Source organism: Desulfovibrio porci (assembly GCF_009696265.1).
Taxonomy (GTDB): Bacteria; Desulfobacterota; Desulfovibrionia; order Desulfovibrionales; family Desulfovibrionaceae; genus Desulfovibrio; species Desulfovibrio porci.
Genome location: NZ_VUMH01000012.1, coordinates 23,748 through 50,102 on the forward strand (window position 1 = coordinate 23,748; position 26,355 = coordinate 50,102).

The window sequence follows — 26,355 nt, forward strand, 5'->3', positions numbered from 1 at the left end:
CGTCAGCCGCGCTTCCTTTCGAAAAAATCCCGCAGCAGGGCCGCGCAGGCTTCGGCCCGCACCCCGCCCATGTGCCAGACCCGGTGATTGCAGAAAGGGGCATCCAGATATTCGGCGCGGGAGATCACGGCCCCGGCCAGATCATCCGCCGCGCCGTAAACCACCCCGGCCAGGCGCGCGTGCGCCAGGGCCGCCGCGCACATGGCGCAGGGCTCCAGGGTGACCGCCAGCACACAGCCGTTCAGGCGGTAATTGCCCAGCGCCGCGCCCCCGGCGCGCAGGGCCAGGATTTCGGCGTGGGCCGTGGGGTCGCGCAGGGCCACGGGCGCGTTGCGGCATTGCGCCAGCAGCCGCCCGTCCGGCCCGGCCAGCACCGCGCCCACCGGCACCTCGCCGTCCGCCGCCGCCAGGCGGGCCTGGGCCAGGGCCAGATCCATCAGTCCTTCCCAGCTCAGGCCCGGCGGCGGGTCGGGCACAGGCCCGGCGGGCGCGAAAACGCGCGGGGCCGCTACAGAATGATGATCTTGCACAGGTGATTGACCACTTCCTCGGGCGTGTCGCAGACCGTGATCAGCCTGTCGATCTCCGCCTCATGGATGAAGCCGCCGGCGGCCATGCTTTTGCGCAGCCATTCCAGCATGCCGCTCCAGAAGCGGGAATCGTACAGGATGATGGGGAAGGGCCGGGTGCGGCCGGTCTGGGCCAGCACAAAGGCCTCGGACAGCTCGTCGATGGTGCCCATGCCGCCGGGCATGACCACATAGGCCATGGCGTACTTCACGAACATGAACTTGCGGATGAAAAAGTAACGGAAATTGCAGCGGGTTTTCACATACTTGTTGCAGCCCTGCTCGTGCGGCAGGTGGATGTGCAGCCCCACGGATTCGCCCCCGGCGTCAAAAGCGCCCTTGTTGGCCGCCTCCATGATGCCCGGGCCGCCGCCGGTGATGATGCCGAAGCCCGCGTCCACCAGCATGTGGGCGATTTTTTCGGCATCCTGGTATTCCTGCATGTCCGGCGTGCAGCGGGCCGAGCCGAAAATGGAAATGCAGTTTGTCTTCAGGGCGTTCAGCGTGTCCAGAGCCTGCACCATTTCCGCCATGATCCGGAATGTGCGCCAGGATTCGGTGGTTACGGAGGTCAGATCGTCCACAATATTCTGTCGTAGTTCAGGCATAACCGCTCCTTGCGGGAAGAATCAATGTCACGGCGGCGTATCCGCCGGAGCCCGCGCACGCGGGCGAGAGCGCGTTCAGTATATGTGAGCCGGAGCGCGGCGGCAAGAGCGCGGCGGACGCCACGCGCCGGGCGGAGGCCTCTTGCCTCTTTGCTCCCGCGAACGCGCCCGGCGCAGCCGGGAAATGAGAGGAAACCGGCATTGCGGGAATTTTGTGAAACCGGCGATTTTTTTCGTCCGGAAAAGGCGGATTTTACAACATACCCGCAATGTTACGGAAGGCCTTGGCAAAAGCGCTTTTCACCTGTCTGTTCCGGCCAGGCCGCCTCGGCCCGATCCGCCGTTTTTCCCGCGGTTTGACAGGGCGGCGGGCTGCGGCTATGTGAATCATTGCCGTCATGCCGCCCCAACGCGCGCATGACCCGCCCCTCACCACCCACCGGAGTGCATATGAAAGTACAATTCCTGGGAGCGGCCAAAACAGTCACCGGCTCCTGCTATATGATCGAGGCCTGCGGCAAGCGCTTCTGCGTGGACTGCGGCATGCACCAGGGCAATAAGGCCATTGAGCAGCGCAACCGCGACGTCAAGCCCTACCAGCCTGAAAACATTGATTTCGTCCTGATCACCCACGCCCATATCGACCATTCGGGCCTGCTGCCCCTGCTGGCCAAAAACGGTTTCGACAAGCCCGTTTACTGCACCAAGGCCACCAGCGACCTGCTGGAAATCATGCTGCAGGACAGCGCCCACATCCAGGAAATGGAAGCCCAGTGGGAAGCCAAGAAGTACGACCGCCGGGGCCTGAAAAATCCCCCGGCCGCGCTCTATACGGTGGAGGACGCCCAGAAGGCGGCCACGCTTTTTCAGGCCGTGGACTATCACAAGACCTTTGAGCCCGCGCCGGGCATCCGCATGACCTATTACGACGCCGGGCACATTCTGGGTTCCGGCTCCCTGCGCCTGGAAGCCGAGGAAGACGGCAAGACCACCAGCATGATCTTTTCCGGCGACATCGGCCGCCCCCAGTCCCTGATTGTCCGCGATCCGGAAAATCCGCCCAGGGCCGACTACGTGTTCATGGAGTCCACCTACGGCGACCGCAACCACAAGAATGAAAGCACCAGCACCGAGGAACTGGCCGAGGCCGTGGCCTACAGCCACGCCAGGGGCGAAAAGGTGATCATTCCGGCTTTTGCCGTGGAGCGCACGCAGGAGGTGCTTTACTGCCTGCACATGCTCAACAGCCAGGGCAAACTGCCGGAGGACATGCCGGTCTTCGTGGACAGCCCCCTGGCCATCCGGGCCACTGAAATCTTCGAGCGCAACCGCGAGCTGTTCGACGAGGACGCCAAGGCCCTGCTGGGCAGCGGCGACGATCCCTTCTCCCTGCCCAACCTGCACTACACCCTGAGCACGGCCGAATCCCAGGCCATCAACGAGATCAGCGGCCCGGCCATTGTCATTTCGGCCAGCGGCATGTGCAATGCCGGGCGCATCAAGCACCACCTCAAGCACAATATCTGGAGGCCCGGCGCCAGCGTGGTTTTTGTGGGCTATCAGGCCGTGGGCACGCCGGGCCGCAAGCTGGTGGAGCAGGCCAAAAAGATCACCCTGTTCGGCGAAGACATGGAAGTGAAGGCGCGCATTTTCACCATCAACGGCTTTTCCGGCCATGCCGGGCAGAGCCAGCTGCTGGACTGGCTGGCCCCGCTGACCGGCGACGGCACGCAGGTGGTGCTGGTGCACGGCGAAAATTCGGCCCAGACCACGCTGGCCGGGCTGATTCAGGAGCGTTTCAGTCTTGCGCCGCTGATCCCCGAATACCTGGAAGAAATGGTTCTGGAAGGCGGGCGCGTTGCCCAGACCGTGCTGCACGAAAGCCAGGCCCATCCCAAGGTGGACTGGAACTTCCTCACCGGCGAACTGGAACGCAAGTGGGACATGTTCAAGGGCAAGCTGGCCGACGTGGAAGGCCGCCCCTGGGTGGAACAGACCGAATTGCAGGAGGCCCTGGCCAAGATGGACTACGCCATGACCCGCCTGCTTTCGCGCATGTAGGCGGCCTATGCGGATCATTGCCGGCGGCCTGGGCGGCCGCGTGCTGAAAACCGTGGAAGGCGAGGGCTACCGCCCGGCCATGGGCCGCACCCGCGAAGCGCTGTTCTCCATGCTGGCCTCGCGCGGCCTGGTCTGGGGCGAAACCCGCGTGCTGGACCTCTTCGCGGGCAGCGGCAGCCTGGCCTTCGAGGCCCTGAGCCGGGGCGCGACCTCGGCCCTGCTGGTGGAAAACGCGGCCCCGGCCATGCGCTGCCTTCAGGAAAACGTGGCGGCCCTGGGCCTCGAAGGCCAGGCCCGCCTGATCAAGGAAGACGTGCTGCGTTTTCTCAAACGCCAGCCGCCCGAAGGCTTTGAGCTTGTCTTCATGGACCCGCCCTACCGCAAGAACCTGGCGGAACCGGCGCTGCGCGCCCTGGCGGACAGGGGCTGGCTCGCGCCCGGGGCTTTCGTCACGGCGGAAATCGAAAAGGACGTCAGGCTCACGCCGCCCGCCTCCTTCAACCTTCTGGCCGAGCGCCTCTTCGGCCAGACGCGCATCTGCATCTGGACGGCAGCATGAAAACAGCGCTCTATCCCGGCACTTTCGACCCCCTGACCAACGGCCACCTCAGCCTGATCCGGCGCGGCTGCGACGTCTTCGACCAGATCATCGTGGCCGTGGCCGACAATACGCCCAAATTCCCGCTGTTCAGCCATGAGGAGCGGGTGGAAATGGCCCGCGAAGCCCTCAAAAACGAGTCGCGTGTGGTGGTGGAACCCTTCTCCGGCCTGACCGTGGAATACGCGGCCCAGCGTGGGGTCTGCGCCCTGCTGCGCGGCCTGCGCGCGGTGTCGGACTTTGAGTACGAGTTCCAGCTGGCCCTGATGAACCGCCGTCTGCAGCGCCATATCCAGACCGTGTTCATGATGACCGACTACCAGTGGCTGTTCATCAGCTCCACCATCGTCAAGGCGGCGGCCAGCCAGGGCGCGGACGTCAAGGGCCTGGTGCCCGAGAACGTGCGCCGCAGCCTGCTGGAAAAATACGCCAAAGGCGAAGTGCGCCGGGGCACGCCCTGTCTGGCGGCCCCGCACGGCGGCTTCCGCGTTTCGTAATGACCGGGGACGCGAAGTCTTCTTCCGCCGCGCGGCCCGCACCGGTGATCTGTCTGGCCGGTCCCACGGGATCGGGCAAAACCGCCGCGGCCCTGCTTCTGGCCCGCGAGCTGGACGGCGAGGTGATCAACGCCGACTCGCGCCAGGTCTACGCCGATTTTCCGCTGATCACGGCCCAGCCCTCGCCGGAAGAGCGCGCCGCCTGCCCCCACCATCTCTACGGTTTTCTGCCCGCAACGCAAAAGATCAGCGCCGGGCAGTGGGCGGAACAGGCCGCGGCCAAGGCCCGCGAACTGCTGGCGCGCGGCAGAACCCCGCTGCTGGTGGGCGGCACGGGCCTTTATTTTCAGGCTCTGCTGCGCGGCATTGCCGATATCCCGCCTCTGGACCCGGCCATCAGCGCCCGCCTGGAAGCCCGCCTGGACGCCGAGGGCGCGCCCGCCCTGCACGCCGAGCTGCGCAAGGCCGACCCGGCCTACGCGGCGCGCATCCATCCCAATGACCGCCAGCGCATCGCGCGGGCCCTGGAAGTGCTGGAAGGCACGGGCCGCCCCTTCAGCTGGTGGCATGAAAACGCCATGGCCGCCCCGCTCTGCCGGGGGCCGCTGCTGGTGCTCAACGCCGAGCTGGCCTGGCTGGAGCCGCGCCTGGCCCGCCGCCTGGACCTGATGCTGGCCGCCGGGGCTCTGGACGAGGCGCGCCGGGCTCGCGCCCGCTGCGACGATCCGGCCGCGCCGGGCTGGTCGGGCATCGGCGCGGCGGAAGCTCTGGCTCATCTGCAGGGCCGGATCAGCCTTGAGGAATGCCGCCGCCTCTGGCTGCGCAACACCCGCGCCTACGCCAAGCGTCAGTTGACTTGGTTCCGGGCCCGGCCCGAAGCGCTTTTTCTGCCGCCCGACAACCTGACGGCCGTGCTGGAAGAAGCCCGCCGGCACTGGACGGCCCCGGCCTGAAGCCCGCCCCCATGCCTGCACGCCTGATTCTGGAAACGCCGCGCCTGATCCTGCGGGAAATGAACCCGGACGATTTCGCCGCCCTGTGCGCCATGCTGCGCGACCCGGAGGTGATGTACGCCTACGCGCACGCCTTCAGCGAGGATGAGGTCCGGCAATGGCTGGACAGGCAGTTGCAACGCTACCGGCAAGACGGCTTCGGCCTCTGGGCCGTGACGCTCAAAACGGAGGACGGTCCGCCCGGCGCCATGATCGGCCAGTGCGGCCTGACCCGGCAGGAATGCCCGCCCGTGTCGCCGGGCCGCGTGCCGGAGGTGGGCTACCTGTTCCGGAAAAGCCGCTGGCATCAGGGCTATGCCACGGAGGCGGCCAGAGCCTGCCGGGATTACGCCTTCACAACGCTGGGGGCCGGAGAGGTCTTTTCCATTATCCGGGCAAACAACGCCCCCTCCCTGGCCGTGGCCCGCAGAAACGGCATGGCGGTCCGCGCGGCGTTCAGCAAGCACTATTACGGCCAGGACATGCCGCATCTGGTCTTTTCCATCACCCGCTCCCAATGGCGGCAAGAACAGGAAACAGCATGACCCGTCCCGAGATACGCATCGACCCCGCGCTCAAGGCTCTTTGGCCGCAAACCGGCCTGGGCTGCCTGGCCTATGGCGCCCGGCCCCTGCCGGAACACCCGGCACTCTGGAGCTTTTTCACAGCGGCAATCCTGCCCGGGCTGGGCAAAACCCTTCAGGACGCGCCCCTGGCCGGGCTGCCCAATCTGGCGGAATCCCGCCAGGCCTACAAGGCCTTCGGACGCGATCCGGGCCGGACGCGGGTTTCTTCCGAAGCCCTCTACCGCCGCGTCCGGCAGGGCAAGGATATCTACCGCATCAACAGCGTGGTGGACGCCAACAACCTGATCTCGCTGGAAAGCGGCTTTTCCCTGGGCTCCTACGATCTGGCCCGGCTGGACGGCGGCCTGCTGCTGCGCCTGGGCCGGGAAGGCGAAGCCTACGCGGGCATCGGCAAGGGCGGCATTGATCTGGCCCGCCTGCCCCTGCTGGCCGACGCCCAGGGGCCCTTCGGCAGCCCCAGCAGCGATTCCCAACGGGCCGTGATCTCGCTGGAAAGCCGGAATATTCTCACCGTCATCTACGGCTTTTCCGGCCCGGAACCTCTGGAGGCCGCTCTGGACCTGACCGTCCGGCGGCTGACGGATTTCGCCGGGGCCGCGGGCTGCGACGCTTTCACGGTCCGTTGAAAAAACGGCCTTTGCCGCGCGCCCGGAGGATAAGAAAGCGCGCGGCAAAGGCCTTCTGAAGAGCCGGAAGAACGACGTTTACTCTGTGCCGGAGGGCAAAAAACGGGGCGTCACCAACGGCAGCCGTTCCAGCTCCCCGGCCTCCCGGCTGCTGAGAGCGCCGGTTTTTTGGTGAAAGGCGATCACATTGCGCAGCCAGCCGCGCAGGGCTTCGCCGTCCCGCTCCCCGCCCAGCAGGACCCGCTGCCGCTCAGCCGTGAACAGGGTGTGGCCGGCCCGCTCGGCAAGCGCTTCCTCCACAGAAATCTCCCGCCCGGCCGTTTCCTTCAGAAAACGCCGGTACAAGGGCGCGAACTCCCGGTCCGGCATGGATTCCAGAGCGGCCACAGCCTGCAGATAGCCGCGCAGGAAGGCGGTCACCTCTTGCGGATGCCCGTCGGCATAGCGCCGCTCCGCAATGATCAGGGTGGGCTGGACAAGCCCGCAGTCCTTGCCGTTGGCCACTTCCCGCAGGCCCCGCCGCCGCGCCTCGTAGGCGGCCGGGCTCCAGAGCGCCACGGCGTCGCCCATGCCGCCCAGAAAGGCCGCCAGGGCTTCCTCAGGTTTGGTGTCCACAATGACCACGTCGTCTTCTCTCAATCCCAGTCCCTCAAGCCAGGCCAGCAGAATCTGGTGCGCGCTGGTCCCCAGCGGGCAGAGGATCATCCCGCCCCGCATGAGCCGCCCGGCTTCGGCCTTGTCCGCCGTGAACAGCGGGCTGCCGGGGCGGGCGTAAATGCCGTTGGCGGCGGCCTCGTCCGTGCCGACGCCCACCGCGTAGACATCCTTGCGCAGCATGGCCAGCATGGCGGGCACCCCGCCGCAGGCGGCCAGATTCCAGTCCAGGGCGCGCATATTGTCCACCAGCAGCCTGCCGGTGGGCAGAACCTTGAGCTCCACGGCGATGCCCTCGGCCGCGTCCCACTGCCGCTCGTGGGCGTACCAGGCCGGGAAGCTTTCAAATTCTCCCAGACAGGCCAGACGGACCGCCGTTGCCGCGGCCCCGGCGGTGTCGGCAAAGGCCCAGACAAAAAGCCCGCACAGCGCCAGAACACGGATGGCGCGCATGGCGCGGATCAGTCTGTTCATCGTCAACATCCTTGTGAGGTTTTCCGCCCCGTCCCCAAAGGGACGGGGCGGTTCACGCATGAAATGCGGGCAAACGGGCTTTGCCCGCCGTAACCGGGCATTTCAAGTGTTACATGCTCTACAGTTCGTGAGCGGTGCGGCTCAGAATATCCTCCTGAATCTCGCTGCTCAACTCCACAAAATAGGCGCTGTACCCGGCCACGCGCACCAGCAGGCTCTTGTAGTCCTCGGGCCGGGCCTGGGCGCAGCGCAGCACCTCATGGCTGACCACGTTGAACTGCACGTGGAAGATATCCAGATCAAGGAAGGTTTTCAAAAACGCGGACAGACGCGCCCGGCCTTCGGGACCGGCCAGCACCTGCGGCGTGAGCTTGATGTTCAGCAGCGTGCCGCCGTCAATGCTTTCGTGCGGCAGCTTGCCCAGAGACTGTAGAATGGCCGTGGGCCCCAGACGGTCCCGGCCCTGGGAGGGAGAGCAACCGTCGGCCAGGGGCCGCCCGGCCCTGCGCCCGGACGGCAGCGCGGCCACGGCCATGCCCTGGGGCACGTTGGAGGACACCGGATACAGGGCGGGCAGCTTGTGGTTGCCCAGCTTGCCCCGGTAGCTGTCGATCTCGTTGATGATGACATTGCACATGTCGATCATCACCGCGTCGGCCTCGTCGTCGTTATTGCCCCACTTGGGCGCGTCCTCCTCCAGGATGCGCCGGACAGGCTCATAGCCCCGGAAGTCGGCCTTGACGGCCGCCACCAGCTCGGGCATGGAGACCCGCTTTTCCTCAAAGACGATCTTTTTCACCGCGGCCACGGAGTCCACGAAATCCCCCACGCCGTTGCCGTTCATGCCCGGCCCGGTGTTGAATTCCGCGCCGCCGTGGGTGAGGTCGCGCCCGCTTTCCAGGCAGCCCAGGGTGAACATGGAGGCCACGGGATTGGGCAGGTGCCGGTAGTGCAGCTCCTCAAGCACGTTCTGCGAAATGGAGAACTGGCGCAGCAGATGCCGCAACTGGGCGTGCAGCGCGCTTCTGAACTCCTCGTAGGTTTTGAATTCCGCGGCGTCGCCCGTTTCCAGGCCGAGGCGCTTGCCGCTTTTCAGGTGCACGCCGTTGGTCAGGGTGAATTCCACGGCGCTGCCCAGATTGTAATGCCCCGCCGAACTCCACTGGTAATGCCGCCCGGCCAGCTGGGCCTCCACGCAGCCGATGGGCGCCCAGTCCCGCGCCAGATGCGGGGGAATGCCCTTCTTGAGCAGCATCTTGTAGCCCACGTCGTCGCTGAACACCGCCGGGAAGCCGGAACCGGTCTGCACCAGCTCGGCCACCTTCAGGAAGAATTCTTCCGGATTCTTCCTGCTGATGCGCACGGACAGGGAGGGCTGCACCATCTGCACGTCGATGGTCGCCTGGAGCATGAGATAGGTCAGGGGATTGACCGCGTCCCGGCCGTAGGTGTCCAGACCGCCCAGGGCGATGTTCTGGAAGGCGCAGAAACCGGAATAGTGTTTGGCCGCGGGCTCGTTCCAGTACCAGATCTGCTCGCCCATCTTGACCCACAGGCATTCGATGAGCTCCAGGGCTTCCTCGTCGCCAAGGCCCCCGGCCTTGTCCTTTTCATAGAAGGGCAGCAGATATTGGTCCAGCAGGCCGGGGGAATAACCGCCCGCGTTGCCCTCAATGAACAGGCCGACAAAGACGAAATAGACCATTTGCAGGGCCTGGTGCAGGTTTTCCGGCGGATTGTGCGCCAGATGCGCGCAGACCGCCGCGACGCGCTCCAGATCCGCGCGGCGCTCCGGCCCGGCCCCGGCCATTTGCGCCCTGGCTTCCCGGGCGTGACGCTCGCAAAGGATCGAAAAACCCTCGCAGCAGATGATGACCGAACGCCAGAAATCCCTCCGGGCGAGATTCTCGATGTCGTTGAAGTCCAGCCCGGCCAGTTTTTCCGCGGCCCGGCGCTTGATGCCGTCAAAGCCCAGGGGCAGGATCAGTTGCGGCAGGGCGGGAACCATGTCGCCGGGCACGCATTCGATCTTGACGTCGTTGTCGCACACGCCGCCCACGGCCACCAGCTCGCGCACGTCCTCCGGAGCCCTGGCGTTCCAGAAGTCCCGCAGGGTCTTGCCCTTCCAGTAGGGGTAGACCTCCTCCCGGTAGAGCTTTTTCTGCTCTTCGCTGATCTGGTAGGGGTCCTGAGGCCGGGTGCTCATGCTGTCCAGTTCGTCGTAAAACCAGTTGTTGGACAGTTCGGGGTTGACGTGGATGCTCCGCGCCACGGCCCCGGCATTGCCCACGATGAGTTCGTCCGGCTGGATGGTGATGGTTTTGGCGGCGCAGTGCTCCTTGAAGGCCCTGGCCCGGCGGATGATCATGGGTTCGCTTTCCGTTTCCCTGAAAATCCGCGTCTTGGACAGAGCGCCTTCAATGCAGACGCCGGGCAGATGAGAGAAGAACTGGCTCTTGAGCCGCCCGATACGTTCCAAACGGGCTTCCTGTGTCAGTGACATGGCCGATCTCCTTACGCAGTAACAATGCATGACGTTGCGCCGTGTGGGGAGTCACGCGGCGCAAAAAACCTTCAGATCTCCGGCTCGGCCCCGCAGCAGCCGCACGGCCGCCTCGGCCTCCGCGCGGGGCATGGGAGGCGTGTCCCCGAGCCCGTATTCCCGGCCGAGCATGGCGTATTTGTCCTTGCCCAGGCGGTGATAGGGCAGCACCTCCAGGTCGGCCCGTTCCGGGACGCCGGGCAGACCCGCGAGATACGCGCCGTAAGCTTCGAGATGCGCGGCATCGTCGTTCAGGCCCGGCACCAGGGGCAGGCGGATGTGCACGGACTTGTCCGTTTCCGCCAGAAAACGCTCCAGGTTGGCCAGGATCAGAGCGTTGTCCTGCCCGGTGAGCTCCTTGTGCCGCGCCGGGTCCAGATGCTTGATGTCGTAAAAAATCACGTCCGCAACCAGGGCCAGCGCCCTGAAATGTTCATAGGGCGCGAAGCCCGAAGTCTCGATGGCCGTATGGATGCCCAGGGCGGCGCAACGGCCGCACAGCTCCACGGCAAAGGCGTGCTGCGCCAGCACTTCCCCGCCGGACAGGGTGACCCCGCCGCCGGAATTGCGGTAAAAAAGCATATCCTTCCTGATCCGGCCGAACACCTCGTCCAGACTGTATTCCTGTCCGGCCATGAGCAGGGCCTTGCCCCGGCAGGACGCGGCGCACAGGCCGCAGGCGTCGCAGCGGGCCCGGTCGACACGCGGCGGGCCGCACTCCGCCTTGATGGCGTCGCGCGGGCAGAGCGTGGCGCACAGGCCGCAGCCCAGACACTCGTTCGGCTTTTGCAGCAGCTCCCGGCCCATGTTCTGGGTGGTGGGATTGGAGCACCAGCGGCAGCGCAGGGGGCAGCCCTTGAAAAAGACCGTGGTGCGGATGCCCGGCCCGTCATGCAGGCTGTAGTGCTGAATATTTTCGATCAGGGCTTTCATGGCCGCGCCTACAGAACAAGGTTGTCGAACTCTTCCCGGTGCCGGTCCCGCAGGGCGTACAGCTTGGCCAGCTCCACGCTGGCCCGCCGCTCCACGTCCCCGGCGCACTCCAACAGCACGTCCATGACCCGCACGGACGGCCCCAGGGACAACAGCCAGCGCACGGTGCGGGCGATGTCCTCGGGCTGGATCATGGCTTCCGGCGGCAGGGAGGCTCCCTCGCCCGCCGCCATATCCGTATTGACCCAGCCGGGGCAGATGGTGGTCACGCTGACGCCTTTGGCCGCCAGTTCCCGGTAGGCCGCCTCGCCGAGGCCCATCAGCCCGAATTTGGAGGCCGAATAGCCCCCCAGCCCGGCCACGGCCACCTTGCCGTTGCGCGAAGCCACATTGATGATCCGCCCCCGGCCCTGCCTGAGCATCAGGGGAACGATCTCGCGCATGAGCAGAAAGGGCGCGCGCAGATTGACCGCCAGAAGGCGGCTGAAAACCGGCTCATCCAGTTCAAAACTGCCGGGAACGCTGATGCCCGCGCCGTTGAAGAGCAGGTCCACGCGCCCGTGCCTGGCCGTGACGGCCGCCGCCGCCTCGCGCACGGCCCCGGCGTCGGCCAGGTCCGCGGCTTCAATATCCGGCTGGTCCACTCCGGCCAGGCCGCACTCCTTTGCCAGTTCCGCGCGGGCGGCCTCCAGGTTTTCCCGGCTGCGCGCCACAAGCACCAGACGATATCCCCAGCCCGCCAGTTCGCGGGCCACGGCCCTGCCTATTCCCCGGCTTCCCCCGGTCACCACGGCCACAGGAGTTTCTTTCATGTCCGCCTCCGCGTTGTTGCATGCCGCACCGTCTTGCCGCGCCGGTCCGGGCCCGCGTCAGGCCCCTTCAGGCCCGCTCACTGCCGGCCGGGCGCGGCGCAGACAAAAGCCTTTTTGACGTACTTCGCCACGTGCCAGATGGTTTGCGTGCCGTGGGGAATGAGAAAGCTGTCCCCGGCGCGCACCGTGATCCGCGTGCCGTCGGCATGCTCGATAAGCGCTTCGCCCTCCAGAATGCTGCACATCTCGTCCGTGGGGTGCGAGGGAATGGCGAAGCTGCCGCCGGAACAATCCCAGAGGCCCGCCGTCAGCGAGCCGTCGGGCCGCGTGAAGCAACGCCAGACGTTGGTATGGGGATCCCCTGCCACAGGATTGGGGGCAGGCCCCCGCGCATGCCCGGCCGGCGCGGTCTGATCGAAAAGAATGATGGTTTTCACGGCAGTCCCTTTGTTCATATATTATCAACTTTTTTCTATTATTATATATCATATTCCCCTTTGTCAAACCCCAAAGAAGGAAAAAGTCGACTCCTGAAAAAAAATAGGATAGTTTTCATAAACTAAGGATTCGCAGCCCTGCCCCAGGTTTCCGGCGCTGTCGTCCGGCGCGGTTTTCGCGCCCAACCTTGCATGCGAGAAAAATATGGCCCAGAACAGCAACGCTTTTGTCCAGACATTTGAGAAAGGCCTGCAGATACTTGAATATCTTGTGGAGGAAAAAACCGTTTCCGTGACCGGCGTGGCCAAACGCATGGGCATCCAGAAAAGCGCCAGCTACCGCTTTCTGAACACGCTGCGGCTTCACGGCTATGCGGACAAGGACCAGCACAACAGCTACCGCCTCACGGACCGCTTGAGCAAACTGGGCAGGGGCGTGGTGCCCAAGCGGGAGTTTTACAATATCGTCGCGCAGTTCCTGGACAACCTGGCCAAGAAAAACAAAGAGAACAACGGCATCTGCAACCTGGGCATGTGGAACGGCAAGGAAATCGTCTACATGGTGCAGAGCGCCAACGACAAATACATGCTCCTGACCGTGGGGCGCACGGTTCCGGCCTACTGCTCCGCCCTGGGCAAGGCCGTGCTGGCCTATCTGCCCGAGGAAGCCCTGGAGAATTACATCCAGCGCACCGAATTCGCCGCGTTTACGGAAAGCACGGTGAACAGCGCCGAACGGCTGCGCGCGGAACTCCGGTCCGTGCGCGAAAAAGGCTATGCGCTCATGGACGACGAGCTCTATCCCGGCCTCAAGGGCCTGGCCATGCCGGTCATCTGCGGCGACGCGCCGGTCAGGTACGCGGTCAGCGTCACCCAGACCATCTACGGTCCGGCGGATCAGTTGGTGCAGCGGATGCTCAAGCCCCTGCAGGAAACCGTGCAGGACATCGTGGCCGCCATGGAAATTTACAACTTCGGCCAGTGATGACGTAAGCCGCATCCGGGAAAACGCGCCCGACAGGCGGCCCGCGGCGTTCAGCGCGTCGCGATGCCCTTGCGTTCCAGCAGGGCCGTGAAGGCGTCCGTGATCTCCCTGAATGCCTCGAACATGCTGTCGGGCCGGAATTCCTTATACCGCCAGTCCATGCCGAAAACTTCCTCCACCACCCGGATGCAGTGTTCCGTGGCTCTGGCCGCGCCGTCCGGCCCTGTGGGCTCGAAACCCTCGCAACGGTTGGCTCCGTACATGATTTCCAGCATGCGCTCCCGGCCCAGTCCGGGCGGGGGCACGGCCCGCGCGCCCGAGGCGTCCACCCACACGGGGCAGCCCGCCGGAAGGCCCTCGGGACCCGGCGCGTGCAGCAGCGCGCCCGCGTCGTACAGCATGGCCTTGATCACCTGCAGGGCCGAAGCCGCCACGCACTGCTGATTGACTTCGGAAAGCAGGGGCATGCGCGCGGGCACTTCGGCCCAGAGATCTTTGTCCACATCCAGTTCGGCGGTGATGTCCCGCCCGTTTTCCTCCACCTTCAGATAGTAGGGAATGCCCGGAGCCAGCGCGCCTTCCTGGAAAATCTGCATGCACATGCAGTGGTGCCCCACCAGGGTGACGTCAACGGCTTCCGGCCGCGTGCCGCGTTTCCCGGCCACAATGGTCTTGAGCATGGGTTCGAAAAGAGAGACGTTGCCCACGCCCAGCGTGGGGGCCAGGCCCACCTTGCCCAGAATCTCGTGCAAATAGTCCGGGCCGGACACGTTGACCACATGCGCGCCGGGCAAAACCGCCCTGACCGCCTTCATCAGATTATAGAGCAGCACGCCGTGCCCCGGCGCCCAGGGCCGCAGGCCGGAGCCTTCCGGCGCGCCGTAATAAATCCGCCGCGCCAGGTCATGCGGCAGCCGGTGCAGATGCCACCAGGAAAGCAAGGTGGTGGCGTTGAAAATCACATCCGGCCGGTAGTGCTCCAGCGCCTCGGCAATGGCCGCCGTGTCCAGCATGTCCACGCCGAAACCCGCCACGTCCGGGAAGCGTTTGTATTCCTGCAAAAAATAGCTCTCGGCAATCAGGCTGTTGGCCACCTGCCGGGCGTGGTCCGCGCGGATATCCCCCACCACCACCCGCACGCCCGGCAGCCTGCCCGCCAGATGCGCGGCATGCGTGCCGACCCCGCCCAGACCCAGGATCATCAGCGTCTTGTCCATGAAAGGCCTCCTTTTCAGCGCGGCCGCACTTTGCGCCGCTAGCGGACGAAGTGCACCAGAAAAAGCGAAATCTGCGGAAACAGCGTCACCAGGATCAGGGCCAGCACCTGCACGCCGAGAAAGGCCCAGGCCTCGCGCATGATATTGCCGATCTTTTCCTTGCAGATGGGCGCGGCGATCCAGAGCTGCGGGCCCATGGGCGGCGTCACCTCGCCGATAATGGCGCAGAATACGGCCAGCGCGCCGTACAGGGAGGGGTCAATGCCCAGAGCCGTGACGCTGGGCAGGAAGAGCGGCAGCACAATGACCACCATGGGGAAACTGGAGAAGAAAAAGCCCATGACCAGAAGCATGGCCTGCACGGCGAACAGAAAGGCGGTGGGCCCGAGCTGCAGGTCGATGACCCACTGGCTGATCATCTGCGGCAGCCCCACATAGCCGAGCACCCGGCCGAAAAGCTCGCCGCCGATGACCAGAAAGTAGATCATGCTGCTCAGGCGCACGGTTTCCACCAGGGCGTCCATGAAGACCTTCCAGGTGATGCCCTTGTAGATGAGCACGCCCAGGGCCAGCGAATAGACGCAGGCCACGGCCGCCGCCTGGGTGGGGCTGAACACGCCGGAGTAGATGCCCCCGAGCACGATGAGCGGCATGAGCAGGATGGGAAAGGCCTTGCGGAAGGCCTCCAGGCGCAACGCCAGACTGGCCTTTGCGCCGCCGCTGTAGCCCCGCCTGATGGACAGATAGACGGTGAGCAGGCACATCAGGGCGGCGGCCAGCAGGCCGGGCCCGACCCCGGCCGCGAACAGATCGGCGATGGAAATGCGGTTGCTGGCCCCGAAGATGATCATGAACACGCTGGGCGGGATCACGGCCCCCAGCCCGGCGGAGGTCACGGCCAGGCCCGAGGCGAAGGCCCGCGGATAGCCCGAGGCCGCCATCATGGGCACGAAAATGGTGCCGATGATGGCCAGACAGGCTGTGGCCGAGCCGGAGATGGACCCCAGAAAAGCGGCGAAAATGCAGATGGCCACGGCCATGCCGCCGGGCAGGTGGCCCACCAGCCGGTTGATGCAGTCCCGCAAGTGTCCCATGCCGCCGCTGGAAAGAATCAGATTGCCCGCGAAAATGAAAAAGGGCATGGCCAGCATGGGGTAGCCGCTGATGGTGGTGAAGAAAATCTGGGAAATATTGCCCACCGGAAAATCCATGACGTGGATCATGATGGCTATGGAACCGATGCTGAACGTCACGCACAGCGGAGTTCCCAAGAGGAAAAGAATGACAATGGTCAGCAGGGCGAAGTAGACGAAAGAATCCATGCCGTTCTCCTGGGTTGAAGCATACAGCGGGCGGGGATTTCGGGTTTTATTCCTCCGGTTCCGCCGCTTCCGGCGCGTGCTTGTCGCGGACCACGCCCCAGAGCCGGTAGACGGCGAACACGGTGAACATGGCCATGCCCAGGCCCACGCAGCTTTCCACCAGCCAGCGCGGCACGGACACGCAACGGATAATGTTCATATTGAATTCAAGGCATTGGGAGATGAAAATGAAGCCGCTCCAACTGATGACCACGCCGAAAACGACAGTGGCAAGGCCGCTGATGACGTCGCAGACCTTGCGCGCGGGCCTCGGCAGGGCGTTGCGGAGCATATCCACCGAAACATGGTCGCCGTCGGGCAGAATGGGACCGGCCACCATCATGACGGCCCAGATGGTCAGCCAGACGGGCAGGTCGTACATGAGATCAATGGAAAAATGGAACAGCGTGCGGCAGATGATTTCCGCGAAATTGATGCAGATGCCCGCAAAGAAAACCAGTCCCCAGAATTCGAGCCAGCGGCGCTTGAGCCTGGCTCCGACATGTGCGCGGCGTTGCGACATGGTCTTCCCCTTTCCGCCGTGAACGGCGGACGGCCCCTGCGCGGACGGCGCGGTCATGCCGCCGCGCAGGGCCGGAAGAAGGTTATCCGGCGGTATTCCTGATGGCCTCCATCAGGGCGGGGTCCACGCCCTTCACGAATTCGTCGGTGGCCTGCCGCAGGGCGGCCTCCCATTCGGCGCGGGCCTCGGGGGTCATCTTGACCAGAACGGTATCCGGGTTTTCATCCCACCACTTGAGAATGCGTTGCTCCTCATCCTCAAAGTACTGGTGCACGTCCGTGGCGGCGATGACGAATTCCATGGCCTTGCGCTCATTCTCGGGCAGGGCGTCCCACCATTGGCGGTTCACCACCAGCGCCTGCGGGCAGAAGCCCAGGGGCACGGGCAGCATGTACTTGGTCTGGCGGGGCAGATCAAAATAGGTATAGCCGAAGATATCGTTGGTCAGGCCTTCGATCATATTGGTCTGCAGTGCGGAAACGACCTCGGTATACGGCAGGGCCACGCCCACCAGCCCCAGGGCCTTGAAGGCGTTGGCGTAGGACTGCTGGCCGGAATAGCGGATTTTCTGATTCTTCATGGCCGCCAGCGAGTCCGCCGGGCCGTTCTTGGTCCAGATCCAGAAATGGCCGATGGCGTTGGTCCACTTGAGAATCCTGAAGCCCTTGGTCTCGGCCAGTTTTTCCTGCTTGGCCCGCCAGGCCGGAGTATTCATGGCCCGCAGAAAATGGGCCATATCCTTGAATACGCCCGGAGCCGTGATCACCCGCCAGTCCGAATCGAACTGCTCGATGAACTGGGGCAATGTATAGGTGAACTGCCCCGCGCCCGTGGCCACGGCGTTGATGGCGTCGGCCGGCGACTTCACCACGTCGCCCACCCAGCGCATCTTGTATTTGCCCCGCAGGGCGGGGTGATTCTGCATGTTGAAGTCAAGCGCGCCGTAATACACGCCCACAGCCTGCCCTTCGGCATAGGAGGAGGCGGAACTGTAAGGCTCGGGGAAAAGCAGCTTCACCTCCTTGGCCGCGGCTGCGGCCGGAAGGACGGATCCGCACAGGGTCAGGGCGCACAGCGCCAGCATGCAGGCCATGGTTTGCAAGAGCTTCATCACACACTCTCCTTGTAGACGGTCACTGCCGTTTATGGGGACTCGTCCCCGTGAAGGACGCCTGGATCACTCGGGAGAGGCCTGCCGGACAGGCCGGAACGGTTGCGGAATCCGGCTCGCGGCGCAGCGGGCCATAGGGCTTTTGTTATTTTTAAAGCAAAATGATTCACTTATTGTGAATACTAGGGCAAGCCGGATGCGCTGTCAAGACGCCTCCCGGCCCGATCCGGGGCGGGCGCGTATAAAAATCCTTATCTGCGTCCGGGGAGCGGACAGAAAACGTCAGATGACGCCGGCAAAGCTGTTCTGACTGATAATCCCGGCAAAGAAAAAATCAGCAAAAGCCGCAACGGGATGCGCCCGCTCCGCTGCCCGCTGCCGCCTGCCGGAAAAGCACATTTTTTGCGAAAATTTTCCCAAAGCCTTGCCTCACCGGCCCGAGAAGCCTGCCCAATGCGTTCCCCTCCTTGACGTAACCCCCGCGCTGGGCTACCGTAAACCTGATATCGACCTGTCCGGCCCTTCCGGGACCGGAAGACAGCCCGTGGCGTGGTGCCGCGGGCGGGGTATTTTGGGGTACTGTCTGTATGCAAAAGGACAAGCACATGAGGAATGGCACAACACTGCTTCTGCTGGCGGCGATGACCCTGGCCGGCGCGGCGTGTCTGACGGCCTGGGGGGCGGGGTCTGCGGCCGCGGCTTCCCTGGAACCCACGGACAGCGGCGCGCCGTCGGCCATGGTTATCTTTCCTGTCGGCGAAAAGCCCAATCCCAAGGGCGCCGGCATGAAACCCGTGGTCTTCAACCACCTCGTCCATGAGAAAAAAGTCGAAAACTGCGAGTCCTGTCACCACACGGGCGATCCTGTGGCCTGTACCACCTGTCATACGGTGGAGGGCAAGGCCGAGGGCAACTTCATCACCCTTGAGCGGGCCATGCACGCCACCGATATCGCCAAGCGCGCCAAGGGCAACACGCCCCAGAGCTGTGTGAGCTGTCACGAGCAGCAGCTCAAGCAGCGCCAGTGCGCGGGCTGTCATGTGCTGGTCAAACCCGCGCGCAACGCCGCCTGGTGCGCCGTCTGCCACACGGGGGCGCCGTCCATGACCGCGCAGCAGATGCAGCAGGGCATCGCCGGAAAGCTGCCCGAAGCGCAGAACGAGGCTCTGGCCGCCGAAACCGTGCTGGCCGAAAAGCCCGTGGACTACCTCACTCCCATGCAGGCGCCCTACAAGGTGGTCATCGACGCCCTGGCCAAGCAGTACGAGCCCAGCGTCTTCACCCACCGTCGCCATGTGAGTTCGCTCATGGAACGCATCAAGGACGACAAGCTGGCCCAGGCTTTCCATACCAAGCCGGAGACGCTCTGCGCCGCCTGCCACCACAACAGCCCCCTGTCGGCCACGCCGCCCAAGTGCGGCAGCTGCCACACCACGAATATCGATCCCAAGAATCCGACCCGCCCGACGCTCAAGGCCGCCTATCATCTGCAGTGCATGGGTTGCCACAAGGCCATGAAGGTGGGCCGTCCGAAGAACACCGACTGCACCACATGCCATAAGCAACGCGCCCCGCAGCGCGCCGACTAGTACGGAGAAACGCATATGAATCGCAGAAAATTCCTGACCATTCTGGGCAGCGCGGGCGTGGTTTCGGCATTGGGCACGGCGAAGGTGGCCGAAGCCAGCGTGCATACCTTCCCCTACTATGACGACAGCTACGGGGTGCTGCACGACACCACCCGCTGCATCGGCTGCCGCCGTTGCGAAGAGGCCTGCAACAAGGTGAACCACCTGCGCAAGCCGTCCAAGCCGTTCAGCGACCTGTCGGTCACCGCCACCCGCCGCCGCACCTCGGCCTATGAATGGACCGTGGTCAACAAATACGAAATGAACGGCAAGCCGGTCTTCCGCAAACTGCAGTGCTTCCACTGCAACGACCCGGCCTGCGCCTCGGCCTGCTTCGCCAAGTGCTTCCAGAAGCAGCCGGACGGCAGCGTGACCTATGACGGCTCACAGTGCGTGGGCTGCCGCTACTGCATGGTGGCCTGTCCCTTCTACGTGCCGGGCTTCCAGTACGACGAGGCTTTTGACCCCCTGGTGCAGAAATGCACCTTCTGCGAGCCCCGCCTCAAGGAAGGCAAACTGCCCGGCTGCGTGGAGGCCTGTCCCGTGGACGCGCTGACCTTCGGCCGCCGCAGCGACCTGATCAAGGTGGCCCGCGCCCGCATCGCGGACAATCCCGGCAAATACGTCAACTACATCTACGGCGAATTCGACGCCGGCGGCACCGCCTGGATGGTGCTGGCTCCGGCCGCCGAAGGCGCGGCCGTGCCGCCGGACGACCCGGCGCTGGCCGGCCCGGACCTGAAGCAGCTCGGCCTGGACACCCATCTGGGCAACCGGCCCATGGGCGAACTGACCTACGGCGCTCTGGGCGCGGTGCCCATGATCGTGGCCTTCTGGCCCGTGCTCTTCGGCGGGGCCTACGCCATGACCAAGCGCCGCGAGGCCATGAGCCAGCTGGAACAGGAAAAGATGGCCAGAGAGGCCAAGGACGACGTGGCAGCCGCCGTGGACGCCGCCGTGCGCAAGATTGAGGAAACCGAAGGCGAAGGCGCGGCCGAACGGGCCCGCCGGGCCATGACCGAGGCCCTGAAAGCCAGGGAAGCCGAGGCGGCGTGCTCCAAGCACGGGGAGGATAAGTAGATGGAAAACCACGGCATCGTCATTCCCACCAAGGACAAATTGTTCAATCTCGATCCGCTGTTGCGGCGGACCCCGGGCAATATCCTGACGTGGATCATCCTGACTGTGGGCCTGATCATCACCATCATCCGCTTCACCCAGGGCATCGGCTCGGTGACCAACCTGGACGACAACCAGCCCTGGGGCCTGTGGATCGGCTTTGACCTGCTCTGCGGCGTGTGCCTGGCCGCCGGCGGCTACTTCACCACCGTGGCCTGCTACGTCATGGGCATGAAGCACTTCCACTCGGCGGTGCGCCCGGCCGTGACCACGGCCTTTCTGGGCTACGGCTTCGTGGTGGTGGCCCTGCTCTATGACCTGGGCCATCCGCTGCGCCTGCCCTACATGTTCTTCTTCCCCGGCACCACTTCCGTGCTCTTTGAAGTGGGCCTGTGCGTGGCCACCTACGTCACGGTGCTCTTCATCGAGTTCTCCGTGGCGCCCATGGAATGGCTGGCCCAGAAGTTCCCCTGGCTGCTCAAGTGGCGCAAGCTGGTCATCCGCTGCACCATCCTGCTGACCATCTTCGGCGTGACCCTCTCCACCCTGCACCAGTCCTCGCTGGGTTCGCTCTACCTCATCGCGCCGGAAAAACTGCATCCGCTCTGGTACTCGCCCTTCATGCCCATGTTCTTCTTTGTCAGCTCCATGGCGGCCGGCGCTTCCATGGTCATCTTCGAAGGCATGTTCGCGCACAAGGGCGTGCACCAGTACATGGACGCCACCCACCTGCGCGAAGCCGACGGCGTGGTGCTGAGCTTCTCGCGGGCCGCGTCCTTCATCCTCTTCGCCTACTTCATGCTCAAGCTCATTGACATGCTGGTGCAGGCCAACATCCCCTATCTCTTCACGGGGTACGGGGCCTGGTGGCTGGTGGAGATGCTCTTCTTCGTGCTGATGCCCGCCCTGCTCTACGCCAAGGGCGCGCGCGACGGCAACATCAGCCTCTGCCGCTTCGCCTCGGCCAACACGGTCCTCGGCATTGTGCTCAACCGCTTCAATGTCTCCATGATCGCCTTCAACTACAATTTGCCCTCCGCGGAACGGTACTTCCCGAGCATCTGGGAGATCTGCATCTCCATCTTTGTGGTGACCATGATCGTGACCGTGTACCGCTTCATCGTCTACCACATGCCCGTGCTCTACGAACATCCCGATTTCAAGGATGCCCACTAGGCACAAGGAGAAGACTATGGAATTCCATACCTTTTATGATTACTTCCTGTTCACCAAGAGCTGGGCGTACGTTATGATGTTCATAGTGCTGCCCCTCTATGTGCTGTACTGGAACTTCGTGCTCTTCCCGGACAAGAAAAAGGGCAACAACAGTCCCAAGCATTAGGGCGAAAGACAAAGGCGGGGCCGCAAGGCTCCGCCTTTTTTGTATCAAGAAAACCCCCGCCAGGGGCTTCCTTTTTGCGCGTAACGCGCCTTTGCTCCCGTTTTCCTGTACCATTGTGGCTATGTTGTAACATCGGCGTTTTTCATTCAATCAAGGCGGACAGTTCTCAAAAAATCGTACTGATTGACCTGATAGCCCGGCGAGCGAACAAAAAGGGCAAAGCCTCCTTTGCTCCGCCGGAGCGACGCGCAGACGGACGGCTGGTGTCGGGAGCGTCCTAGAGCAGATTAACTTTGAAATGGTGTACATTTCAAAGTTTAAAGACACGCCCACTTCACCGCTTAACAGCGTAAATAAATTGCGCTTACGGCTTCGTGGCGCGAGGCTGCTGCGCAGCCTCGTTAGAGCGTTTCAAAGTTAAAACGCTCTAAAAAACAAGATTCTTCTTGCCAGCGTCGAAAAGGCCGGTTTTGTCGGATAACCCGACAAATAAGAGACCGGCAAAAGATGAAGCAAGAGGCTTCCGCCCCGGCCACGTTCCGTCCTTGCCTCACGGCGCCGGCCCTGCTATGCTCAATTCCTCTCCAAGCCGCAAGATTCCCGGCAACGCGTCAGCGCGCCTTGCCGTTCAGCCCTGAATGCTTACCTTCAGTGCAGTGAGGTTTCCAGCATGTGTCTAGCCATTCCCGCCCAGATCGTGGAACTTCAGGAAGAAGGCATGGCCCGCGTGCGCGTGGGCGAAAGCCAGACCTTTCTGACCGCGTCCATGATGCTTTTGCCCGAACCGCCGCAGATCGGCGATTATGTCATTGTCCATGCCGGGTTCGCCCTGCACACCTTGTCGCCCCAGGAGGCGCAGGACAGCCTCGCGGCCCTGCGCGAGCTGGCCGAGGCCATGGAGGGCACGCCTGCCCCGTTCTGACGATGTGTCGTTATATGTTCCGTAGTGACGCAATGCAGACGAAATATGTCTTCAGGAAGGCCGCACAGCTGCGGCCTTCTTGACTTTACACCGTTCTTTGCCCACACTGGATCGATTTTTTCGCCCGCACCACTTCCGGCCCACGGGCCGCACACAGCCGCTGGGAGCCAGCATGAGTGACTACAAGAAAACCCTGAATCTTCCGCAAACCGCCTTTCCCATGAAGGCCAATCTGGCCCAGCGCGAGCCGGAAACGCTCAAGAAATGGGATCAGATCCACGCCCGCGAAGCCATGGTCGACGCCTCGGGCAGCCGGGGCTCCTATGTGCTGCACGACGGCCCGCCCTACGCCAACGGGCATATTCACATGGGCACGGCGCTGAACAAGATTCTCAAGGATATTGTGGTCAAATCGCGCAACATGCAGGGCTTTGCCGCGCGCTATGTGCCCGGCTGGGACTGCCACGGCCTGCCCATTGAGCACAAGGTGGAGCAGGAACTCAAGGAAAAGAAAAAAGAACTGCCCGCCCATGTGGTGCGCAAGCTCTGCCGCGACTATGCGGCCAAGTGGATCGACGTCCAGCGCAAGGAATTCAAGCGCCTGGGCGTGCTCGGCGACTGGGACGATCCCTATATGAGCATGAAGCCCGCCTATGAGGCCACCACGGCGCGCGAGCTGGCCGACTTTGTGGAAAAAGGCAACGTCATCCGCGCCAAAAAGCCCATTTACTGGTGCTGTTCCTGCCACACGGCTCTGGCCGAGGCCGAGGTGGAATATTACGACCATACCTCGCCCTCCATTTACGTGCGCTTTCCCCTGCCCGACGCGGGCCTGAGCAAAATTTTCCCGCAGGCCGATCCTTCCCGCGCCTACGTGGCCATCTGGACCACCACGCCCTGGACCCTGCCGGACAATATGGCCGTCTGCCTGCACCCGGAATTCACGTATCTGCTGGTGGAAGCCGACGGCGCGCAATACCTGCTGGCCGAGGAGCGCCTCGCGCCCTGCGCCGCCCTGTTCGGCTGGAACGAGCCCAAAATTCTGGGCCGGGCCACGGGCGCGCAGCTTGAAGGCCTGACGGCCCGCCACCCCTTCTATGACCGTCAGTCGCCCCTGACCCTGGGCCTGCATGTGACCCTGGACACGGGCACCGGCTGTGTGCACACCGCGCCGGGACACGGCCGCGAGGACTACGAAGTGGGCCTCAAGTACGGCCTGGACATCTACTCGCCCCTGGACGACGCGGGCCGCTTTCTGCCCACAGTGGAGTTCTTCGCCGGGCTCACGGTCACGGAAGCCAATCCCAGGGTCATTGAAAAGCTCAAGGAAAAGGGCGCGCTGCTTCAGGAAGGCAAGATCCGGCACTCCTATCCGCACTGCTGGCGCTGCAAAAATCCGGTGATCTTCCGGGCCACCACCCAGTGGTTCATCAGCATGGAGAAAAACGACCTGCGCGCGCGGGCCCTGGAAAGCATCGACAAGGACGTGGAGTGGATTCCGGCCTGGGGCCGGGACCGCATTTACAACATGATCGAATCCCGGCCGGACTGGTGCATTTCGCGCCAGCGCCAGTGGGGCGTGCCCATCCTGGCCCTGCGCTGCGAAGACTGCGGCGAGGCCTGGAACGATCCCGTCTGGATGCGCGAGATCTGCGACCGCTTCGCCAAGCATCCCACGGGTTGCGACTACTGGTATGAGGCGGATCTGGACGAGATCGTGCCCGACGGCCTGAAGTGCCCGCACTGCGGCGGCAACCACTGGAAAAAGGAAAGCGACATTCTGGACGTCTGGTTCGACTCCGGCACCAGTTTCGCGGCGGTGCTGGAAGCGCGGCCCGAACTCTCCTACCCGGCGGACCTTTATCTGGAAGGCTCGGACCAGCATCGCGGCTGGTTCCACAGTTCCCTGCTGGTGTCCGAGGGCACGCGCGGGCGGCCTCCCTACCGCTCGGTGCTGACCCACGGCTACGTGGTGGACGGCGAAGGCCGCAAGATGTCCAAATCCATCGGCAACGTCATCGCCCCGCAGGAACTGATCGACAAATTCGGGGCCGAAATCGTGCGCCTCTGGGTTTCCTCCGTGGAATACCGCGAGGACATCCGCATTTCGGACCAGATCCTCAGCCGCCTGGTGGACGCCTACCGCCGCATCCGCAACACCTGCCGCTTTATTCTGGGCAATATCGACGGCCTGACCAGGGCCGACCTGCTGCCCACGGAACAGTTGCTGCCCCTGGACCGCTTCGCCCTGGACGTGGCCGCGCGCGTGCACGAGCGCGTGCAGCAGGCCTACACGGACTTCGAATTCCACAAGGTCTACCACAGCCTGCACAATTACTGCGTCACGGACCTTTCCTCGGTCTATCTGGACATTCTCAAGGACCGCCTTTACGCTTCCGGCCCGGACAGCCCGGAACGCCGCTCGGCCCAGACGGCCCTCTGGCACATTCTGTGTCTGCTGCTGCGCGACATGGCCCCGGTGCTCTCCTTTACGGCCGAGGAAATCTTCGGTCATCTGCCCGCGGACCTGCGCGGCCCGGAGCCCACAGTCTTCGCCCTGCAGGCCGTGTCCGGCGAGGAATTTCTGCTGCCCGACGGCCGGCGCGACGACTGGAACGTGCTGCTGGCCGTGCGCGGCGCGGTGACCAGAGCCATTGAACCCCTGCGCCGGGACGGCGTGGTGGGCCATTCCCTGGATACGCGGGTCACGCTCCACCTGGCCGACGAACTGCGCGAGCGCCTGGAAAGTCTGCGCACCGACCTGCGCGCGGTCTGCATCGTCTCGCAATTGGAACTGGCCCCCCTGGCCGACGCCCCGCAGGACGCCTACAGCGACAGCGAGGTTTCCGGCCTGGCCATCAGCGTGGAAAAGGCCCGCGGCGAGAAATGCGAACGCTGCTGGATCTACAGCACGGAGCTGGGCGCGGACCCGGCCCATCCCACGCTCTGCCCGCGCTGCGCGGCGGTGCTCAAGAACCTGCCCCTTGAGGACGCCAAAGGACGCGCAGCCGAATGAGACGGCGTTACCGGATTCTGGGCGGCATGGCCGCGCTGGCCTTTGTGCTGGACCAGCTCAGCAAATGGTGGGTCATGTCCGCCATTCCCGAGCACCGGCCTGTGGTGGTGATCCCCGGTTTTTTCGACCTGATCAACATCCGCAACCGGGGGGCGGCCTTCGGCTTTCTGAACCGCTCGGACATCGAATGGCAGTTCTGGCTCTTTCTGGCGGCCACAGCCGTGGCCGCCTGGGCCATCATTGTCCTGGTGCGCGGCTCGCGCCATGAGCCCTGGCTGTTCGCCGGTCTGGGGCTGGTGCTGGGCGGCGCTCTGGGCAATCTGATGGACCGCCTGCGCTTCCGGGCCGTGGTGGATTTTCTGGATTTTTACTGGGGCGACTGGCACTGGCCCGCCTTCAACGTGGCGGATACGGCCATCTGCATCGGCGCTTTTCTGGCCTGCCTGGTGATCTGGCGCAAACCGCCGGAAGACGCGCGGGGCGGCGCGCCCCGGCGCGGAACGTCCGGCAAGGGAGAAAAGGCATGACCTTTGCCTGGTGGCATCCGTTGGCGGCATTGATTCCCATGCTTCCCAGCTTCTGGAGCATCTGGCACATCTGGGATCATGAATTCGAAACGCCCCAGCAACGGGCGCTCTGGCTGGTGCTGGTGGTCTTTCTGCCGGTACTGGGTGGCATCATTTATATCTTTACGGGCCGCACCAAGGCCCGGGGAAAAATTCAACGCTGAAACGAGGCTCG

Annotated in this window: 26 protein-coding genes; 15 read left to right on the forward strand and 11 right to left on the reverse strand. The window is 64.1% G+C overall.

Features of this window, described 5'->3' with window-relative positions; genetic code table 11:
• Positions 1–2 precede the first annotated feature (2 nt).
• Both FYJ44_RS11275 and FYJ44_RS11280 read right to left on the reverse strand, forming a co-directional pair.
• Complete coding sequence (locus FYJ44_RS11275; RefSeq protein WP_288230614.1) at positions 3–530, reverse strand: nucleoside deaminase; 528 nt, start codon at positions 528–530, stop codon at positions 3–5.
• Positions 509–1,177, reverse strand: a complete 669-nt coding sequence (locus FYJ44_RS11280) for an LOG family protein (RefSeq protein WP_154512162.1) — start codon at positions 1,175–1,177, stop codon at positions 509–511. Before FYJ44_RS11280 ends, FYJ44_RS11275 begins: the two co-directional genes overlap by 22 nt.
• Positions 1,178–1,627: 450 nt before the next feature.
• On the opposite strand from FYJ44_RS11280, the gene FYJ44_RS11285 reads away from it, so the two are divergent.
• The 6 genes from FYJ44_RS11285 to FYJ44_RS11310 are packed head-to-tail and all read left to right on the forward strand — an operon-like array spanning position 1,628 to position 6,538.
• On the forward strand, positions 1,628–3,238 hold the full coding sequence (locus tag FYJ44_RS11285) for an MBL fold metallo-hydrolase RNA specificity domain-containing protein (protein ID WP_154512164.1): 1,611 nt from the start codon (positions 1,628–1,630) through the stop codon (positions 3,236–3,238).
• Positions 3,239–3,245: 7 nt separating this feature from the next.
• Positions 3,246–3,797 carry a 16S rRNA (guanine(966)-N(2))-methyltransferase RsmD gene (gene rsmD, locus FYJ44_RS11290; protein WP_154512166.1) on the forward strand — a complete coding sequence of 184 codons (552 nt, stop codon included), beginning with the start codon at positions 3,246–3,248 and terminating at the stop codon, positions 3,795–3,797.
• Positions 3,794–4,333 (forward strand): pantetheine-phosphate adenylyltransferase, encoded by a 540-nt coding sequence (gene coaD, locus FYJ44_RS11295; RefSeq protein ID WP_154512168.1) that lies wholly within the window; start codon positions 3,794–3,796, stop codon positions 4,331–4,333. Before rsmD ends, coaD begins: the two co-directional genes overlap by 4 nt.
• On the forward strand, positions 4,333–5,286 hold the full coding sequence (gene miaA / locus FYJ44_RS11300) for a tRNA (adenosine(37)-N6)-dimethylallyltransferase MiaA (RefSeq protein WP_154512170.1): 954 nt from the start codon (positions 4,333–4,335) through the stop codon (positions 5,284–5,286). The genes coaD and miaA overlap by 1 nt, the downstream gene beginning before the upstream one ends.
• 11 nt (positions 5,287–5,297) lie before the next feature.
• Positions 5,298–5,870: a GNAT family N-acetyltransferase gene (locus FYJ44_RS11305; protein ID WP_154512172.1), complete on the forward strand. Its 573-nt coding sequence runs from the start codon at positions 5,298–5,300 to the stop codon at positions 5,868–5,870.
• Positions 5,867–6,538 (forward strand): B3/B4 domain-containing protein, encoded by a 672-nt coding sequence (locus FYJ44_RS11310; RefSeq protein ID WP_154512174.1) that lies wholly within the window; start codon positions 5,867–5,869, stop codon positions 6,536–6,538. Before FYJ44_RS11305 ends, FYJ44_RS11310 begins: the two co-directional genes overlap by 4 nt.
• 78 nt (positions 6,539–6,616) lie before the next feature.
• On the opposite strand, the gene FYJ44_RS11315 is transcribed toward FYJ44_RS11310, so the two are convergent.
• From FYJ44_RS11315 to FYJ44_RS11335, 5 genes are all read right to left on the reverse strand, one after another.
• Positions 6,617–7,666, reverse strand: a complete 1,050-nt coding sequence (locus FYJ44_RS11315) for an ABC transporter substrate-binding protein (protein WP_195841020.1) — start codon at positions 7,664–7,666, stop codon at positions 6,617–6,619.
• Positions 7,667–7,784: 118 nt separating this feature from the next.
• On the reverse strand, positions 7,785–10,169 hold the full coding sequence (locus FYJ44_RS11320) for a glycyl radical protein (RefSeq protein ID WP_154512178.1): 2,385 nt from the start codon (positions 10,167–10,169) through the stop codon (positions 7,785–7,787).
• A 51-nt stretch (positions 10,170–10,220) separates the two neighbouring features.
• Positions 10,221–11,141: a glycyl-radical enzyme activating protein gene (locus tag FYJ44_RS11325; protein WP_154512180.1), complete on the reverse strand. Its 921-nt coding sequence runs from the start codon at positions 11,139–11,141 to the stop codon at positions 10,221–10,223.
• An 8-nt stretch (positions 11,142–11,149) separates the two neighbouring features.
• Complete coding sequence (locus FYJ44_RS11330) at positions 11,150–11,953, reverse strand: SDR family NAD(P)-dependent oxidoreductase (RefSeq protein WP_154512182.1); 804 nt, start codon at positions 11,951–11,953, stop codon at positions 11,150–11,152.
• 77 nt (positions 11,954–12,030) lie between these two features.
• Entirely contained in the window at positions 12,031–12,390 is a 360-nt protein-coding gene (locus FYJ44_RS11335) for a cupin domain-containing protein (RefSeq protein ID WP_320860792.1), read from the reverse strand.
• A 205-nt stretch (positions 12,391–12,595) separates the two neighbouring features.
• Here FYJ44_RS11335 and FYJ44_RS11340 point away from each other — a divergent pair, with 205 nt between their 5' ends.
• Entirely contained in the window at positions 12,596–13,375 is a 780-nt protein-coding gene (locus tag FYJ44_RS11340; RefSeq protein WP_154512186.1) for an IclR family transcriptional regulator, read from the forward strand.
• Between the two features lie 50 nt (positions 13,376–13,425).
• On the opposite strand, the gene FYJ44_RS11345 is transcribed toward FYJ44_RS11340, so the two are convergent.
• The 4 genes from FYJ44_RS11345 to FYJ44_RS11360 all read right to left on the reverse strand — a co-directional run bounded on the left by FYJ44_RS11345 (position 13,426) and on the right by FYJ44_RS11360 (position 17,587).
• Positions 13,426–14,592 carry a glycosyltransferase family protein gene (locus FYJ44_RS11345; protein WP_154512188.1) on the reverse strand — a complete coding sequence of 389 codons (1,167 nt, stop codon included), beginning with the start codon at positions 14,590–14,592 and terminating at the stop codon, positions 13,426–13,428.
• 38 nt (positions 14,593–14,630) lie between these two features.
• Complete coding sequence (locus FYJ44_RS11350; protein ID WP_154512190.1) at positions 14,631–15,914, reverse strand: TRAP transporter large permease; 1,284 nt, start codon at positions 15,912–15,914, stop codon at positions 14,631–14,633.
• A gap of 46 nt (positions 15,915–15,960) precedes the next feature.
• A complete protein-coding gene (locus tag FYJ44_RS11355) occupies positions 15,961–16,476 on the reverse strand; it encodes a TRAP transporter small permease (RefSeq protein ID WP_154512192.1) in 516 nt (171 codons plus the stop codon).
• A gap of 82 nt (positions 16,477–16,558) precedes the next feature.
• Positions 16,559–17,587 (reverse strand): TRAP transporter substrate-binding protein, encoded by a 1,029-nt coding sequence (locus tag FYJ44_RS11360; RefSeq protein ID WP_154512195.1) that lies wholly within the window; start codon positions 17,585–17,587, stop codon positions 16,559–16,561.
• Positions 17,588–18,192: 605 nt separating this feature from the next.
• On the opposite strand from FYJ44_RS11360, the gene FYJ44_RS11365 reads away from it, so the two are divergent.
• The 8 genes from FYJ44_RS11365 (at position 18,193) to FYJ44_RS11395 (ending at position 26,344) form a co-directional block, all read left to right on the forward strand.
• Complete coding sequence (locus FYJ44_RS11365; RefSeq protein ID WP_154512197.1) at positions 18,193–19,176, forward strand: nine-heme cytochrome c; 984 nt, start codon at positions 18,193–18,195, stop codon at positions 19,174–19,176.
• A gap of 15 nt (positions 19,177–19,191) precedes the next feature.
• The gene (gene hmcB, locus FYJ44_RS11370) at positions 19,192–20,295 is read left to right on the forward strand and encodes a sulfate respiration complex iron-sulfur protein HmcB (protein ID WP_154512199.1); all 1,104 of its coding nucleotides are present in this window, start codon (positions 19,192–19,194) and stop codon (positions 20,293–20,295) included.
• Positions 20,296–21,510, forward strand: a complete 1,215-nt coding sequence (gene hmcC / locus FYJ44_RS11375) for a sulfate respiration complex protein HmcC (RefSeq protein WP_154512201.1) — start codon at positions 20,296–20,298, stop codon at positions 21,508–21,510.
• Between the two features lie 16 nt (positions 21,511–21,526).
• Complete coding sequence (gene hmcD, locus FYJ44_RS14495) at positions 21,527–21,676, forward strand: sulfate respiration complex protein HmcD (protein ID WP_195841021.1); 150 nt, start codon at positions 21,527–21,529, stop codon at positions 21,674–21,676.
• Positions 21,677–22,346: 670 nt separating this feature from the next.
• On the forward strand, positions 22,347–22,598 hold the full coding sequence (locus FYJ44_RS11380; RefSeq protein WP_154512202.1) for a HypC/HybG/HupF family hydrogenase formation chaperone: 252 nt from the start codon (positions 22,347–22,349) through the stop codon (positions 22,596–22,598).
• A 172-nt stretch (positions 22,599–22,770) separates the two neighbouring features.
• Positions 22,771–25,614: an isoleucine--tRNA ligase gene (ileS, locus tag FYJ44_RS11385; protein WP_154512204.1), complete on the forward strand. Its 2,844-nt coding sequence runs from the start codon at positions 22,771–22,773 to the stop codon at positions 25,612–25,614.
• The gene (gene lspA, locus FYJ44_RS11390; RefSeq protein ID WP_154512206.1) at positions 25,611–26,141 is read left to right on the forward strand and encodes a signal peptidase II; all 531 of its coding nucleotides are present in this window, start codon (positions 25,611–25,613) and stop codon (positions 26,139–26,141) included. The genes ileS and lspA overlap by 4 nt, the downstream gene beginning before the upstream one ends.
• The gene (locus FYJ44_RS11395) at positions 26,138–26,344 is read left to right on the forward strand and encodes a PLDc N-terminal domain-containing protein (protein WP_154512208.1); all 207 of its coding nucleotides are present in this window, start codon (positions 26,138–26,140) and stop codon (positions 26,342–26,344) included. Before lspA ends, FYJ44_RS11395 begins: the two co-directional genes overlap by 4 nt.
• The last annotated feature ends 11 nt before the right edge of the window (positions 26,345–26,355 follow it).

Bases quoted from the DNA above. Each gene is read 5' to 3' on its own strand.
- hmcD (WP_195841021.1), top strand. From the start codon at position 21,527: ATGGAATTCCATACCTTTTATGATTACTTCCTGTTCACCAAGAGCTGG.
- hmcC (WP_154512201.1), top strand. From the start codon at position 20,296: ATGGAAAACCACGGCATCGTCATTCCCACCAAGGACAAATTGTTCAAT.
- coaD (WP_154512168.1), top strand. From the start codon at position 3,794: ATGAAAACAGCGCTCTATCCCGGCACTTTCGACCCCCTGACCAACGGC.
- FYJ44_RS11380 (WP_154512202.1), top strand. From the start codon at position 22,347: ATGTGTCTAGCCATTCCCGCCCAGATCGTGGAACTTCAGGAAGAAGGC.
- FYJ44_RS11345 (WP_154512188.1), bottom strand. From the start codon at position 14,592: ATGGACAAGACGCTGATGATCCTGGGTCTGGGCGGGGTCGGCACGCAT.
- FYJ44_RS11340 (WP_154512186.1), top strand. From the start codon at position 12,596: ATGGCCCAGAACAGCAACGCTTTTGTCCAGACATTTGAGAAAGGCCTG.
- miaA (WP_154512170.1), top strand. From the start codon at position 4,333: ATGACCGGGGACGCGAAGTCTTCTTCCGCCGCGCGGCCCGCACCGGTG.
- FYJ44_RS11395 (WP_154512208.1), top strand. From the start codon at position 26,138: ATGACCTTTGCCTGGTGGCATCCGTTGGCGGCATTGATTCCCATGCTT.
- FYJ44_RS11280 (WP_154512162.1), bottom strand. From the start codon at position 1,177: ATGCCTGAACTACGACAGAATATTGTGGACGATCTGACCTCCGTAACC.
- FYJ44_RS11310 (WP_154512174.1), top strand. From the start codon at position 5,867: ATGACCCGTCCCGAGATACGCATCGACCCCGCGCTCAAGGCTCTTTGG.
- FYJ44_RS11355 (WP_154512192.1), bottom strand. From the start codon at position 16,476: ATGTCGCAACGCCGCGCACATGTCGGAGCCAGGCTCAAGCGCCGCTGG.
- FYJ44_RS11330 (WP_154512182.1), bottom strand. From the start codon at position 11,953: ATGAAAGAAACTCCTGTGGCCGTGGTGACCGGGGGAAGCCGGGGAATA.
- FYJ44_RS11365 (WP_154512197.1), top strand. From the start codon at position 18,193: ATGAGGAATGGCACAACACTGCTTCTGCTGGCGGCGATGACCCTGGCC.
- rsmD (WP_154512166.1), top strand. From the start codon at position 3,246: ATGCGGATCATTGCCGGCGGCCTGGGCGGCCGCGTGCTGAAAACCGTG.
- FYJ44_RS11325 (WP_154512180.1), bottom strand. From the start codon at position 11,141: ATGAAAGCCCTGATCGAAAATATTCAGCACTACAGCCTGCATGACGGG.
- FYJ44_RS11320 (WP_154512178.1), bottom strand. From the start codon at position 10,169: ATGTCACTGACACAGGAAGCCCGTTTGGAACGTATCGGGCGGCTCAAG.
- FYJ44_RS11315 (WP_195841020.1), bottom strand. From the start codon at position 7,666: ATGAACAGACTGATCCGCGCCATGCGCGCCATCCGTGTTCTGGCGCTG.
- FYJ44_RS11285 (WP_154512164.1), top strand. From the start codon at position 1,628: ATGAAAGTACAATTCCTGGGAGCGGCCAAAACAGTCACCGGCTCCTGC.
- FYJ44_RS11350 (WP_154512190.1), bottom strand. From the start codon at position 15,914: ATGGATTCTTTCGTCTACTTCGCCCTGCTGACCATTGTCATTCTTTTC.
- FYJ44_RS11305 (WP_154512172.1), top strand. From the start codon at position 5,298: ATGCCTGCACGCCTGATTCTGGAAACGCCGCGCCTGATCCTGCGGGAA.
- ileS (WP_154512204.1), top strand. From the start codon at position 22,771: ATGAGTGACTACAAGAAAACCCTGAATCTTCCGCAAACCGCCTTTCCC.
- lspA (WP_154512206.1), top strand. From the start codon at position 25,611: ATGAGACGGCGTTACCGGATTCTGGGCGGCATGGCCGCGCTGGCCTTT.
- hmcB (WP_154512199.1), top strand. From the start codon at position 19,192: ATGAATCGCAGAAAATTCCTGACCATTCTGGGCAGCGCGGGCGTGGTT.
- FYJ44_RS11360 (WP_154512195.1), bottom strand. From the start codon at position 17,587: ATGAAGCTCTTGCAAACCATGGCCTGCATGCTGGCGCTGTGCGCCCTG.